This window comes from Pseudomonas petrae (assembly GCF_021728295.1).
GTDB lineage: Bacteria > Pseudomonadota > Gammaproteobacteria > Pseudomonadales > Pseudomonadaceae > Aquipseudomonas > Aquipseudomonas petrae.
The window spans coordinates 232,978-246,879 of sequence record NZ_JAKJXE010000005.1; the positions used below are offsets into that span (position 1 = coordinate 232,978).

11 protein-coding genes are annotated in these 13,902 nt (G+C 60.2%); 4 read left to right on the forward strand and 7 right to left on the reverse strand.

The window, feature by feature from the left end; genetic code table 11:
• Nucleotides 1-77 precede the first annotated feature (77 nt).
• Nucleotides 78-563, reverse strand: a complete 486-nt coding sequence (locus L4G42_RS10705; RefSeq protein ID WP_237250778.1) for a YajQ family cyclic di-GMP-binding protein — start codon at nucleotides 561-563, stop codon at nucleotides 78-80.
• Between the two features lie 181 nt (nucleotides 564-744).
• On the opposite strand from L4G42_RS10705, the gene L4G42_RS10710 reads away from it, so the two are divergent.
• The 3 genes from L4G42_RS10710 to L4G42_RS10720 all read left to right on the forward strand — a co-directional run bounded on the left by L4G42_RS10710 (nucleotide 745) and on the right by L4G42_RS10720 (nucleotide 4,350).
• Nucleotides 745-1,656 carry a putative 2-dehydropantoate 2-reductase gene (locus L4G42_RS10710; protein ID WP_237250809.1) on the forward strand — a complete coding sequence of 304 codons (912 nt, stop codon included), beginning with the start codon at nucleotides 745-747 and terminating at the stop codon, nucleotides 1,654-1,656.
• 62 nt (nucleotides 1,657-1,718) lie between these two features.
• On the forward strand, nucleotides 1,719-3,767 hold the full coding sequence (locus L4G42_RS10715; RefSeq protein ID WP_237250777.1) for a sensor histidine kinase: 2,049 nt from the start codon (nucleotides 1,719-1,721) through the stop codon (nucleotides 3,765-3,767).
• 4 nt (nucleotides 3,768-3,771) lie between these two features.
• A complete protein-coding gene (locus L4G42_RS10720; protein ID WP_237250776.1) occupies nucleotides 3,772-4,350 on the forward strand; it encodes a cob(I)yrinic acid a,c-diamide adenosyltransferase in 579 nt (192 codons plus the stop codon).
• Nucleotides 4,351-4,595: 245 nt separating this feature from the next.
• On the opposite strand, the gene L4G42_RS10725 is transcribed toward L4G42_RS10720, so the two are convergent.
• The 4 genes from L4G42_RS10725 to secA all read right to left on the reverse strand — a co-directional run bounded on the left by L4G42_RS10725 (nucleotide 4,596) and on the right by secA (nucleotide 10,311).
• Complete coding sequence (locus tag L4G42_RS10725) at nucleotides 4,596-5,540, reverse strand: Nudix family hydrolase (protein WP_237250775.1); 945 nt, start codon at nucleotides 5,538-5,540, stop codon at nucleotides 4,596-4,598.
• Between the two features lie 2 nt (nucleotides 5,541-5,542).
• The gene (locus L4G42_RS10730) at nucleotides 5,543-6,169 is read right to left on the reverse strand and encodes a glutathione S-transferase family protein (protein ID WP_237250774.1); all 627 of its coding nucleotides are present in this window, start codon (nucleotides 6,167-6,169) and stop codon (nucleotides 5,543-5,545) included.
• Between the two features lie 38 nt (nucleotides 6,170-6,207).
• The gene (gene argJ / locus L4G42_RS10735) at nucleotides 6,208-7,425 is read right to left on the reverse strand and encodes a bifunctional glutamate N-acetyltransferase/amino-acid acetyltransferase ArgJ (protein ID WP_237250773.1); all 1,218 of its coding nucleotides are present in this window, start codon (nucleotides 7,423-7,425) and stop codon (nucleotides 6,208-6,210) included.
• A gap of 135 nt (nucleotides 7,426-7,560) precedes the next feature.
• A complete protein-coding gene (gene secA, locus L4G42_RS10740) occupies nucleotides 7,561-10,311 on the reverse strand; it encodes a preprotein translocase subunit SecA (protein WP_237260804.1) in 2,751 nt (916 codons plus the stop codon).
• A 319-nt stretch (nucleotides 10,312-10,630) separates the two neighbouring features.
• Here secA and L4G42_RS10745 point away from each other — a divergent pair, with 319 nt between their 5' ends.
• Entirely contained in the window at nucleotides 10,631-11,098 is a 468-nt protein-coding gene (locus L4G42_RS10745) for a DUF721 domain-containing protein (protein WP_237250771.1), read from the forward strand.
• Nucleotides 11,099-11,641: 543 nt separating this feature from the next.
• Here the strand turns inward: L4G42_RS10745 and lpxC are convergent.
• Together lpxC and ftsZ are read right to left on the reverse strand one after the other, a co-directional pair.
• Nucleotides 11,642-12,553, reverse strand: coding sequence for a UDP-3-O-acyl-N-acetylglucosamine deacetylase (lpxC, locus tag L4G42_RS10750; RefSeq protein WP_065992158.1), 912 nt, complete (start codon nucleotides 12,551-12,553; stop codon nucleotides 11,642-11,644).
• A 112-nt stretch (nucleotides 12,554-12,665) separates the two neighbouring features.
• A complete protein-coding gene (ftsZ, locus tag L4G42_RS10755) occupies nucleotides 12,666-13,856 on the reverse strand; it encodes a cell division protein FtsZ (protein ID WP_237250770.1) in 1,191 nt (396 codons plus the stop codon).
• Nucleotides 13,857-13,902 lie beyond the last annotated feature (46 nt).

Below are 13,902 nucleotides of genomic sequence, written 5' to 3' on the forward strand. Positions count from 1 at the left end.
GAGACCTGCATTCGGACGCACAGGAACCCCTCGGGTTCCTGAGCCAACATGAAATCGCAGGGCAAATCGCGGGGGTATCAGTCGCGGAAGTTGTTGAATTGCAGCGGCATGCCGAACTCGTGACCACGCAGCGCAGCGATCGCCTCTTGCAGGTCATCACGCTTTTTGCCGGTGACGCGTACTTGCTCGCCCTGAATCGCGGCCTGAACCTTGAGCTTGGCGTCTTTGATGTGAGCGACAATCTTCTTCGCCAGCTCCTTGTCGATGCCTTCCTTGAGCGTGGCTTCCTGCTTCATGACCTTGCCGGATGCGAAGGCATCCTTCAGTTCCAGGCACTGCACATCAATCTTGCGCTTGACCAAGGCCAGCTTGAGGATTTCGATCATGGCTTCGAGCTGAAAACCTTCTTCGGCAGTCATCTTGATCAGCAGGTCTTTTTCCGTGAACTCGAAGCTGCCTTTGCCTTTAAGGTCGTAGCGGCGGTCCAGCTCCTTGATGGCGTTGTCGACGGCATTCGTGACTTCGTGTTTATCCAGTTCGGACACTACGTCGAACGAGGGCATGTAGATTCTCCAATTGATACGGCGCGGCTCAACATGTGGATGGAGCACGCCTGACTTGACGGTATGAAAGCCCGGTCATTATAACGAGAGTTTTCCCACGTTCATGTGAGCCTGCGATGTTGATTTCGTTTTCCTTTGACCCTGCATTCATTCGCGTCGGGCGTGATTTCCCTTGAATCCGGTGTGCTGGCACGTTCTGGGCGCGGGCAGTCTGGGCAGTCTCTGGGCCACCCGACTGGCCAGGGCGGGCCTGCCGGTGCGGCTGATCTTGCGCGACGATGCCCGACTGGCGGCCTACAACACGCAAGCCGGTCTGGCGCTTGACGAAAAGGGTCAGCGCCAGACCTTTGCCATCCTGGCGCAGACGGTCAGCGCAGATGAACCCATCCAGCGTCTCCTGGTGGCGTGCAAGGCCTATGACGCCGAGCGCGCGGTTGCAGCCATCGCCCCTCGCCTGTCCGACAAGGCTGACGTGCTGCTCCTGCAAAACGGTCTCGGCAGCCAGGACGCCGTGGCCGCCATGATCCCGCACGCGCGCTGTATTTTTGTCTCGAGCACCGAAGGCGCGTACCGCGATGCACACTGGAGCGTGGTGTTCGCCGGACAGGGCTTCAACTGGCTGGGGGACACGAGACGCGGCGCGGCGCCGGCCTGGTTGAGCGAGCTTGAGCGGGCGGGCATTCCGCATCAATGGACCCCTGACATCCTCGAACGCCTCTGGCGCAAGCTTGCGCTCAATTGCGCCATCAACCCGCTGACCGTGTTACATCAATGCCCCAACGGAGAGCTGCAGGCTCATGCACAGGAAGTGACCGCGCTGTGTGTCGAGCTCGGCCACGTGTTGCAACGCTGCGGTCAGCCCGGCGCGGCTGAAGGTTTGCTGGATCAAGTGCAACAGGTGATTGCCGCCACCGCCGCGAATTATTCCTCGATGTATCAGGATGTCGCCCAAGGCCGTCGCACCGAGATCCGCTACCTGCTCGGGCATGTCTGCGCTGCGGCGGCTGCCCTTGATTGCCCGACGCCGAAGCTGAACCAGTTACGCCTGCGCCTGATCGAACACCTCAGCGCCCGGGGCCTGCCCAGCGACTGACGGGTTTGCTCACGGGCGGAACAGCGCTAACCTGCCCGCTCCTCATTCCGGTGACCTGCCCCATGCCATTGCGCCAGCGCCTCGAAAACCTGCCGGTCGGTCAAAAACTCCTGGCCGCCTTGCTGGTGTTGCTCACCACCGTGCTGGTGGTCGCCAACCTGACATTCATCAGCGCCGCCTATTACATCTCTCAGGAGGCGATGGCACCCCAGGCATTGCAGACGATCGGTCGGCTGATCAGCAATCCCGGGCTGTCCGAGCAAGCCCTGTCCTCGACCTACAACGCCCAGGCGCTGCTCAAGGAACTGAAAAACTACGGCCCGTTGCGAGCGGCGGCGGTGTATGACAGCAGCGGTACGCGTCTGGCGCAGATGCAGCAAGGCGACAAACTGCGCATGCCCGACCACTACCGGGATCTGGAGAGCTGGCGTATTACTGAGTTTCGCAACACTCAGGTCATCCCCCTTCCCAAAGCCGGGCAGGCGCAGGGCCATTTGTTGCTGGTCGCCAGCAGCGAACTGCCGACGGCTTTTTACACCGGCACCCTCACCGCCAGTATTGGCATCCTGATCTTCAGCATCCTGCTCTGGGCCGGCGTTGCCCGGCAGATTCGACGCTTTATCACCGAGCCGATCTACCAGCTGGAAGACCTGTCACGGCGGGTGACCCGCGAGGAGAACTATGCGTTAAGAGCGACCCCTGGCAACAAGGACGAAATCGGGTCGCTGGCCGAGGCGTTCAACACCATGCTCTCGCGCATGGAAGCCCGTGAGCAGCAGCTCAGACGCGCCCGCGATGAATCCCAGGAAGCCTACGATCAGGCGCAGGGTCTGGCGGAAGAAACCCGCCACACCAACCGCAAGCTGGAGCTTGAGGTTCAGGTGCGCAGCAAGATCGAGAAGAAGCTCACGGGTTTTCAGAATTACCTCAACAGCATCATCGACTCCATGCCCTCGGCGCTGATTGCCCTGGATGAGCAGCTCTACGTCACCCAGTGGAATCAGGAGGCCGGCGCTCTTTCCGGCACGCCGCTGGACGAGGCGCTCAACCAGCCCATCTACTCGGCGTTCCCGCCGATGCGCGCGTTTTTGCCGCAGATCAAGCAGACCGTCGAGCGTCACACCGTCACCAAGATCGAGCGTGTCACCTGGGTCAAGGACGAAGAGTCGCGTCATTACGCCCTCACCTTCTACCCTCTCACCGGCGATGCCGGCCGTGGCGCGGTGATCCGTATCGATGACATCACCCAGCGCCTGTCGCTGGAGGAAATGATGGTCCAGTCGGAGAAAATGCTCTCGGTGGGTGGTCTTGCCGCCGGCATGGCCCACGAGATCAACAACCCCCTCGGCGCGATCATGCACAACGTGCAGAACATCCGCCGTCGGCTGTCGCCCGATTTGCCGAAGAATCTGGAGCAGGCCGAGCAACAAGGCATCGAACTGGCGGCGGTGAATCAATACCTGATCGCCCGGGAAGTGCCGCAGTTGCTTGACGGCATTCAGTCGGCCGGAGCGCGGGCGGCAAAGATCGTCAGCCATATGCTCAGCTTCAGCCGACGCAGTAACCGTCAGTTGGCGCCTTGTGATCTGCCGTCGCTGATCGATCAGGCGGTGGAGATCGCCAGCAACGACTTCGATCTGACCATCGGCTTTGACTTCAAGGGCCAGAACATCATCCGCCAGTTCGATCCCGATCTGGGCCCGGTGCCTGCGACGGCCAACGAACTGGAGCAAGTGCTGCTCAACCTGCTGAAGAACGCCGCCCAGGCCATCCATCAGCGCGAGGACAACCGCGAGCCGGGGCGCATCATTTTACGCACGCGTTTGAACCCGCCCTGGGCGGAGATACAGGTCGAGGACAACGGCATCGGTATGTCGGAAAGCGTGCGCAAGCGCACCTTCGAGCCGTTTTTCACCACCAAGGAAATCGGCCAGGGCACAGGCCTCGGGCTGTCGGTGTCGTATTTCATTATCACTAACAACCACAAAGGCCAGATGGAAGTGCATTCCACCCTCGGCCAGGGCACCTGTTTCACCTTGCGCTTGCCGCTGGTGGACAATTCAATAGATATGCCTGCACCACAGGTCATTGGTCAGAACGACCGGGAGTAGCGCCATGGGATTTCGCTTGTCGAAAATTTACACACGCACGGGTGATACCGGCGAAACGGGTTTGGGCGACGGCCGTCGGGTGCCGAAGGACCACCCGCGGGTCGAGGCCATTGGGGAAGTGGACTCGCTGAACAGTCAGGTCGGGGTGCTGCTGGCCGGCCTTACGGCGGCAGTCGCGACTCATCCGGCGTTGCAGGAAGTCATCGACGTGTTGGCGCCCTGTCAGCATCGGTTGTTCGACCTGGGCGGCGAGCTGGCGATGCCGGAATATCAGGCGTTGAATGCGGCGGAGATCGAGCGTCTGGAAACGGCGATCGATCACTGGAATGAAGAGCTGGGGCCACTGGAGAACTTCATCTTGCCGGGCGGCTCGACGCTGATTGCACAGGCCCACGTTTGCCGGAGCCTGGCGCGTACGGCGGAGCGACGCTGTCAGCACCTGAACGCGGTCGAGCCACTGGCCGGGGTTGGTCTGGCGTACATCAATCGGCTGTCGGATTTGCTGTTTGTCGCGGCACGGATCATTGCCCGGCGTGAGGGGGTCGCGGAGATTTTGTGGGAGCCTGCGAAGAAGCCGCAGTGATCGCAGCGCCTTCCAGCCTGACGGGAGGAGATTGACGCCTGGTTGCCGTTGGCGTGGCTGACGGATTCGCACAATCTGTAGGAGTGGGCTTGCTGGCGAACGCGTCCGTTCAGAAACATCGATGGCGCCTGGCGCGGTGGGTTCGCCAGCAAGCCGGCTCTAGGGGTTTCGGCATCAGCTTGATCCTGGGGGAGCGCCTGAGACTTGCAATCGCGGGCAGGCGCGCTCCTACCATGTGATCCTCTTCAGCCTTGCGGCCAGAACGCGCGAATTCCGGCCACACCCTGCCCGCCACATTCCCACGCTTGCTGACGATCCGTCGGCCCTACCCCGCCCAGCAGATACACCGGCTTGCTGAACCCTTCGATCAAGTCGCGGGCCTTTTCCCAGCCCAGCGGCATTGCATCAGGATGGCTTTGCGTCGGCAGCACGGGCGAGAGGGTGACGAAATCCACGCCCATCTGCTCGGCCAGACTCAACTCTTCGGCGTTGTGACACGAGGCCGCCAGCCAGCGATCTTCAGGAAACGGACGGCCCTTGCTGGCGTATTTGCGCAACTGTTCGCTGGTCAGGTGCCAGCCCGCCGCTGGAAAGTCGCCCAGCCATTCGCGCGGCCCTTTGAGCATCAGCTGCGCCTTGCCCGCGCACAGCCCGACCGCGTCAACCGCGACGTCACGGTATTTCGGGTCGTACATATTCGGCGCCCGCAGCTGAACCAGCTTGATGCCGCCGGCCACCGCCGTGCGTATGCCACGCAGCAGCTCCGGCGTTTCCAGATCGTCCGGGGTGATCAGGTATTCACCCGGCAAACGCGCGGCGGCCACGATCGGCCGATTCGCTGCCGGAAATTCATACTCGGCCAATTCCCGCTGCGATACCCAGGCCAGCGGTTGCCCTTCAACACCGTGGGGCGCGCCGGTAAACGACGAGACTTCCCAGACGTCCAGCAACACCTGTTTGTCCGGGTAGTCGTGCTTGATCTTGATCAGCGGACGCGCCGCAGTCACGACGATGCCGAGCTCTTCGTGCAGCTCGCGGGACAGCGCGGCCTCGACCGATTCATCAGGTTCTACCTTGCCGCCGGGAAACTCCCACAAGCCGCCTTGATGCTGTTTGTCGGCGCGTCGGGCGATGAGGACCTTGCCGTCGGTGCCACGGATAACCGCCGCGGCCACATGGATGCGTTTCACGTTCAAACTTCCTCCAGACCCGCCTGTTGCCAGCGCTTGAACTCAGGCCACTGATAAATCGTTTCGACGTAGGCTGCCGCGTCTGTTGGCAGCTCGACGCGATAGGTACGAAAGCGCACGGCGACCGGGGCGAAGAACGCATCGACGATGCCCGGCGTGCCGAACAGGAAACCCTCGCTCACACCCGACACCGCTCGGCACTCACGCCACAGCGCAACCATGCGGTCGATATCTGCCTGAGCGTCGACCGCGATGACCTCCAGCGCCTCGTCCTGACGCACATCCATGGGTAAACGCGAGCGCAGTCCGACAAAGCCGCTGTGCATCTGTGCGCATGCCGACCGAGCCTGAGCGCGGGCGGCGACATCCGCCGGCCACAACCCTGCATTCGGAAAGCGCTCTGCCAGATACTCACAGATCGCCAATGAGTCGACGATGGTGCCGTGCTCGCACTTCAGCGCAGGGACTTTACCGGTTGGCGAATGCTCAAGAATCAGCCGCGTGGTGTCAGCCTGATTCAGGCGAATCACCTGATCGGTGAACGCCTCGCCGGTCAGCGCAAGCGCCAGCCACGGGCGCAGCGACCAGGAGGAATAACGTTTGTCGCCGATGATCAGGTGCAGGCTCATGTCTTGGCTCCGTTGAAACCGGTGGACTCGCTCGTGATTCAGGTGCGGTATTCCGCGTTGATCTTCACGTATTCGTGCGACAGGTCGGTGGTCCAGATGGTTTCACTGCAATCGCCACGGCCCAGCTCGATGCGGATGGTGATTTCTTCCTGCGCCATCACCAGCGAGCCTTGCTCCTCAGTGTAGGTGCTGGCGCGACTGCCTTTGCTGGCGATGCACACGTCACCCAGAAACACGTCGATCTTGCTGACGTCGAGGTTCGGCACGCCCGCGCGACCCACGGCCGCAAGGATCCGGCCCCAGTTCGGGTCCGACGCGAACAGCGCGGTTTTGATCAGCGGCGAATGGGCAACGGTGTAACCCACGTCCAGGCACTCCTGATGATTGCCGCCGCCGTTGACTTCAACGGTCACGAACTTGGTCGCGCCCTCGCCGTCACGGACGATGGCCTGAGCGACGTCCATGCACACCTCGAAGACGGCTTTTTTCAGCGCCTCGAACAGTGGGCCCCTGGCTTCGGTCACAGCCGGCAAGTCGGCCTGGCCGGTGGCGATCAGCATGCAGCAGTCGTTGGTCGACGTGTCGCCGTCGATGGTGATGCGGTTGAACGACTTGTTGGCGCCGTCGCGAATCAGGTCCTGCAGCACGCTCGGCGCGACATTGGCGTCGGTGGCGATGTAGCCGAGCATGGTCGCCATGTTCGGACGAATCATGCCCGCCCCTTTGCTGATGCCGGTCACGGTGACGGTCACACCATCAAGCACGAACTGACGGCTCGCGCCTTTGGGCAGCGTGTCGGTGGTCATGATGCCGGTGGCCGCTGCGGCCCAGTTGTCGACGGACAAATCATCCAGCGCCGCCTGCAGTGCGCCTTCGATCTTCTCGACAGGCAATGGCTCGCCGATCACGCCAGTGGAAAACGGCAGCACCGCGCTGGCATCGACCCCGGTGATCTCGGCCAGCTTGGCGCAGGTGCGCTCGGCAGCGGTCAGGCCCGGCTCGCCAGTTCCGGCATTAGCGTTGCCGGTGTTGGTCAGCAAATAGCGCACGGTGCCTTGCACGCGTCGCTTGGCGAGGATCACCGGCGCCGCACAAAAGGCGTTCAGGGTGAACACGCCTGCCACACTGGAGCCTTCGGCGCAGCGCATGACCACGACATCTTTACGCCCCGGGCGCTTGATGCCAGCGGAAGCGATGCCAAGTTCAAAACCAGGAACCGGGTGCAGCGTCGGCAAAGGACCAAGACCAACAGCCATGAAGTGCGCTCCTTGAAAGACAGTCACGCCATGCGGCATCGCCGACACGGCTCGATTGATTGAAAAACGCCGCGACGGCAGAGCCGGTCGCGGCGTGATTTTACAGTTCAGCTACAGCCCGTCGCGGTTCACAACTCAGTTGATCTGGCCGTGACAGTGCTTGAATTTCTTGCCCGAACCACACCAGCACAATTCGTTACGACCCAGCTTCTGGTCGTTGCGAACCGGCGACAGTGCGGCGGCAGCAGCAACTGCAACGTCTTCGCCTTCTTCAGCGAGCAGGTCCGGCTGATCCAGACCCGGTGCTTCGGCGTGCTGGAACTGCATGCGCTGCGCCAGCTCCTCGGCTTCGCGGCGCAGACGAGCCTCTTCCTCGGCCGGATCTTCGCGGCGAACCTGAACGTGGGACAGCACACGAATGGCGTCGCGCTTGATCGAATCGAGCAGTTCCTGGAACAGGGCAAACGATTCGCGTTTGTATTCCTGCTTCGGGTTCTTCTGAGCGTAACCGCGCAAGTGAATACCGTGACGCAGGTGATCCATGGTCGACAGGTGGTCTTTCCACAGGTCGTCCAGCACGCGCAGGAGAATCTGCTTCTCGAACGTGCGCAGCGCCTCGGCACTGGCCTGGTCTTCTTTCTCGTTGTAGGCCGCCAGAATGGCTTCCATCAACTTTAGACGCAGGGTGTCTTCGTTCAGGTGATCGTCTTCGTCAAGCCACTGCTGAATCGGCAGCTTCACGCTGAAATCGCTGCTCAGCGCGGCTTCCAGACCCGCGACATTCCATTGCTCAGGCAAGGACTGCGGCGGGATGTGCGCGGAGATGGTGGCGTCGAGGACTTCTTCGCGGAACTCGGCAATGGTGTCACCAATGTTGGTCGCAGCCAGCAGGCTGTTACGCATGTGGTAGATCACTTTCCGCTGTTCATTGGAGACGTCATCGAACTCGAGCAGCTGCTTGCGGATGTCGAAGTTGCGGCCTTCGACCTTGCGCTGGGCTTTTTCGATCGCGTTGGTCACCATGCGGTGCTCGATCGCTTCGCCGGACTGCATGCCCAGCGCCTTCATGAAGTTCTTCACCCGGTCAGAGGCGAAGATGCGCATCAGGCTGTCTTCCAGCGACAGGTAGAAACGGCTCGAACCGGTGTCACCCTGACGACCGGCACGACCACGAAGCTGGTTGTCGATACGACGGGATTCGTGACGCTCGGAAGCGATCACGTGCAGACCACCCGCTTCAATCACCTGCTGATGGCGCTTCTGCCAGTCGGCCTTGATCTGCGCGATCTGCTCAGGGGTCGGGTCTTCCAGGCTGGCAACTTCAACTTCCCAGTTACCGCCCAGCAGAATGTCAGTGCCGCGACCGGCCATGTTGGTGGCGATGGTCAGTGCACCCGGACGACCGGCCTGGGCAATGATTTCAGCTTCTTTTTCGTGGAACTTGGCGTTCAGAACCTTGTGGTCGATGCCTTCCTGCACCAGCAGGCGGGACATGTGCTCCGACGTTTCAATCGTCGCCGTACCCACCAGCACCGGACGTTGCTCGGCCAGACAGGCCTTGATGTCGGTGATGATCGCCAAGTACTTCTCTTCGGCGGTCAGGTACACGAGGTCGTTGAAGTCTTTGCGCGCCAACGGCTTGTTCGGCGGAATGACCATCACGGCCAGGGCGTAGATCTGGTGGAATTCGAACGCTTCGGTGTCTGCCGTACCGGTCATGCCGGACAGCTTGTTGTACAGACGGAAGTAGTTCTGGAAAGTGGTCGAGGCCAGTGTCTGGCTCTCGGCCTGAATATTCAGGCCTTCCTTCGCTTCGATGGCCTGGTGCAGGCCCTCGGACAGACGACGACCCGGCATGGTACGGCCGGTGTGTTCGTCGACCAACAGGATCTGGCCGTCCTGAACGATGTACTCGACGTTGCGATGGAACAGCTTGTGGGCACGCAGGCCGGCATATACATGGGTCAACAGGCCCAGGTTGTGCGCGGAATACAGGCTCTCGCCTTCAGCCAGCAAGCCGACTTCGGTGAGCATCTCTTCAATAAACTGGTGACCGGACTCGTTCAGCTCCACCTGACGGGATTTCTCGTCAATGGAAAAATGGCCCTGCTTGGTGACTACGCCTTCCACTTCCTCAATGTGCTGCTCGAGCTTGGGGATCAGCTTGTTGATTTCGGTGTAGAGCTTGGAGCTGTCTTCGGCCTGACCGGAAATGATCAGCGGCGTACGGGCTTCGTCGATGAGGATCGAATCCACTTCGTCGATCACGGAGAAATTCAGCTCGCGCTGGAATTTGTCTTCCAGGCTGAACGCCATGTTGTCGCGCAGGTAGTCAAAACCGAATTCGTTGTTGGTGCCGTAGGTGATGTCGGAGGCGTAGGCGGCGCGCTTCTCTTCCGGCGGCTGGAAAGGCGTGACCACGCCTACGGTCAGACCGAGGAATTCATACAGCGGGCGCATCCAGTTGGCGTCACGGCGGGCCAGGTAGTCGTTCACCGTGACCACGTGCACGCCTCTGCCGGACAGTGCGTTAAGGTAAACCGCGAGGGTCGCGACGAGGGTTTTACCCTCACCGGTACGCATCTCGGCGATCATCCCTTCGTGCAATGTCATGGCGCCGATCAGTTGTACGTCGAAGTGACGCATGCCCATCACGCGTTTACCCGCCTCGCGGCAGACCGCGAAGGCTTCGGGCAAGAGCTGGTCGAGGGTCTCACCTTTGGCTATGCGGGCCTTCAACTCATCGGTCTTGGCGCGCAGCTGTTCGTCCGAGAGGGCGACCATTTGCTCTTCGAAGCTGTTGACGACCTGGACCGTCTTGAGCATGCGCTTCACTTCGCGCTCGTTCTTGCTTCCGAAAAGTTTTTTTAACAAAGGTGCAAACATATCGAAAGGATCTTCCACACATAGGGATGGAGGGCGGCCCCGTGAGTCGCCCGAGCAGCCCTCATGGCCGCATGCGAACGAGCATTCTACCCGGAAATGGTGGTGAGGAAAGTGGCGTTATTCCACGATGCTGGCACAGCAATGTTACGGGGCAGAAGTACAATAGGGTCATTTCCCGTGACTTCAACCCATGCGGGTGAGAAGTTTTATTAATGTTTTTTCATGATCGCGCGGCGCATCTGCACCCTGGACGCCTGACGCAAAGGTGCGTCAACCGATTCTGCTAAGATCACGCCCTGGCAACACAAGGCATCCCATCATGGCATTTCGTCCCCTACCGGCTCGCGCACCCGCTGTTCTCCTGCGCGAAGCCCGCCCGCTCAAAGCCATCTTCAACCATGCCCAACGCCTTGCGCATTTGCAGCGCCTGCTGGAAAGCCAGCTACAACCCGCCGCCCGCGAGCACTGCCACGTGGCATCGTGGCGCGAAGGCACGCTTCTACTCATCGTCACCGACGGCCACTGGGCGACACGATTGCGCTATCAACAGAAACGGCTGCAACGGCAACTCGTCGCATTCAACGAATTCGCCAACCTCACCCGTTTGCAGTTGAAGGTTCAGCCCGCGAGAACCCATCGTGTCGCGGCCGGGCATACGCGGGATCTTTCGGTTGCGGCGGCGGAGACCATCACAGCGACGGCGGAAGGCATCACCGACCCGAAACTGCGCGCCGCGCTAGAACGGCTGGCGGCCCATGCGGCGCCGAAAGAGGCTGGGGGATCATAAGCTCCGAGAATCCCGGCGCTCGCACTGGCCTCTTCCCGGCTAAAGCCGGTCCCACTAAAAAGCATCGCGTGCAGTCAGTGGAACCTGTGGAGGTCAGTAGGACCGGCTTCAGCCGGGAAGCTTTTGATCTGCTTTAAACGCGCTTTTGATCTTCGTACACAGAAGCCCCAAACACCGCAAAACGCGACTTTGGTGCAGGCTGAACGCAGGTCTCGCGGAGTGGGCTGAGCCGCACGGATGCGGCGAGAGCGCCGTCAGGACATGGATGTCCGTTCGGCGCGGGCCCACGGAGCGAGACCGGAGTGAAGGAACCCTGACGAAGGAAGGGCCAAACCAGGAGCAGGGCCTTTTTGGTTACTTTTTCGGCTCTTGGAAAAAGTGACCCGCCGTAAGGGCGGAACCATAATTCCAGTAAACACAAAAAACGGATATGCACGCTATCTTATCGGCGATCCATCAACTGCCCTCGCGATGGCCACTTCCCAATAAAAAAGGCCACCCGAGGGTGGCCTGAAAACATCAAAACTAGGAAGAAGAGACTGTTTACACCGCCGCAACGGGGCGCATGTAAGAGATCGGTGCGGTGCTGGCATCTTCGAAGGTCACAACTTCCCAAGCGTCTTCCTGAGCGATCAACGCACGAAGCAAACGATTGTTCAGACCGTGTCCCGACTTGAAGCCCTGATACTCGCCGATCAGACTGTTGCCCAACAGATACAGGTCACCGATGGCATCCAGAATCTTGTGCTTCACGAACTCGTCTTCATAACGAAGACCGTCCTCGTTCAACACGCCGTCCTTGTCCACGACGATCGCGTTTTCAACGCTGCCGCCCAGAGCCAGGTTGTGCTTACGCAGATACTCGATGTCTTTCATGAAACCGAATGTCCGCGCACGGCTCACTTCTTTAACGAACGAAGTGCTGGAAAAATCCACGCAAGCCGTCTGTGTACGATTCTTCAGGTACGGGTGATCGAAATCGATCTCGAACCCCACCTTGAAACCTTCAAACGGTAAAAACTTGGCGGACTTGCCGTCTTCTTCTACACACACTTCTTTAAGTATGCGGATGAATTTCTTCGGTGCGTCCTGTTCTTCCAGGCCAGCCGACTGAATCAGGAATACGAAGGGACCTGCGCTGCCATCCATGATTGGAACTTCGGAGGCAGAAAGTTCAACGTAGGCGTTATCGATGCCAAGGCCGGCCATGGCCGACAGCAAGTGCTCGACCGTATCGACCTTCACGTCGCCATTGAACAGCGTCGTGGAGAGCGTGGTGTCACCCACATTCAACGCGTGAGCGTTGATCTGGACCACCGGCTCAAGGTCGGTACGGAAAAACACAATGCCAGCGTTCACAGGTGCTGGTTTGAGGGTCAGGTAAACCTTCTCCCCCGAGTGCAGGCCGATACCTGTGGCACGGATAATATTTTTCAGGGTGCGTTGTTTAATCATGGCATTGGCCGCTTCAGCGCGTATCGCGAATTAGTATCAACAAAGGCTGGCGATGATAGCAGACCCCGCCTTTGCTGAACACCAATCACCCTTATACCCCTGATAGAACCCATTAATCAGCCTGACGACGCAGGAACGCTGGAATATCCAGGTAATCCAGATCGTCTTGCGGGTTCATCTTCGCTGCGGCTGTTGCGCCCGCGTGTGCCTGATTGCGCATCACGGTTGGGCGATCCAGATCGCGGTAATTGACCGAAGGCAGCTCCTGGCGTGCGGCGTGTTGCTGCGCAGGTGCGGCTTGAGTGGTCTGCATGGTGTTGTCGATGACCTTCACAGGCTTCTCGATTTTTGCACCCAGGCCGGTGGCAACCACAGTGACGTGCAGCTCGTCGCGCATGTCCGGATCGATAACGGTACCGACCTTGACCATGGCGTGCTCGGAGGCGAACGCTTCGATGATGCTACCCACGTCGGAGTACTCACCCAGAGACAGGTCAGGACCGGCGGTGATGTTGACCAGAATGCCGCGAGCACCTTGCAGGTTCACGTCTTCGAGCAACGGGTTGCGGATGGCCGCTTCGGTGGCTTCACGCGCACGGTTCGGACCGCTGGCGCAGCCAGTGCCCATCATCGCCATGCCCATTTCGGACATCACGGTGCGCACGTCAGCGAAGTCGACGTTGATCATGCCCGGACGCTTGATGATGTCGGAGATACCGCGAACGGCACCGGCCAGTACATCGTCAGCCTTGGCGAAAGCCGACAGCAGGCTGGCGTCTTTACCGAGGATGGTCAGCAGCTTCTCGTTGGGAATGGTGATCAACGAGTCGACGCTTTCGGACAGCGCGCGGATGCCTTCATCGGCGATCTGCATGCGCTTGCGGCCTTCGAACGGGAACGGACGCGTCACGACCGCAACGGTCAGAATGCCCATTTCCTTGGCCACTTCGGCAATGATCGGTGCAGCACCCGTGCCGGTGCCGCCGCCCATGCCGGTGGTGATGAAGACCATGTTGGTGCCTTGCAGCACTTCAGCGATGCGCTCGCGGTCTTCCAGTGCAGCCTGACGGCCGACTTCAGGATTCGCACCTGCGCCCAGGCCTTTGGTCACGCCGGTACCCAATTGCAGAATGGTACGTGCGCCAATGTTTTTCAGGGCCTGAGCATCGGTGTTGGCGCAGATGAACTCGACGCCTTCGATGTTGCTCTTGACCATGTGATTGACTGCGTTGCCGCCGCCACCACCAACGCCGATAACTTTAATTACCGGGCTTTGTGGGATGTTGTCTACGAGCTCGAACATGTTCCCTCTCCTTCAGTTCTCTAGTTTTATGTCGCCTGTTGCCTGC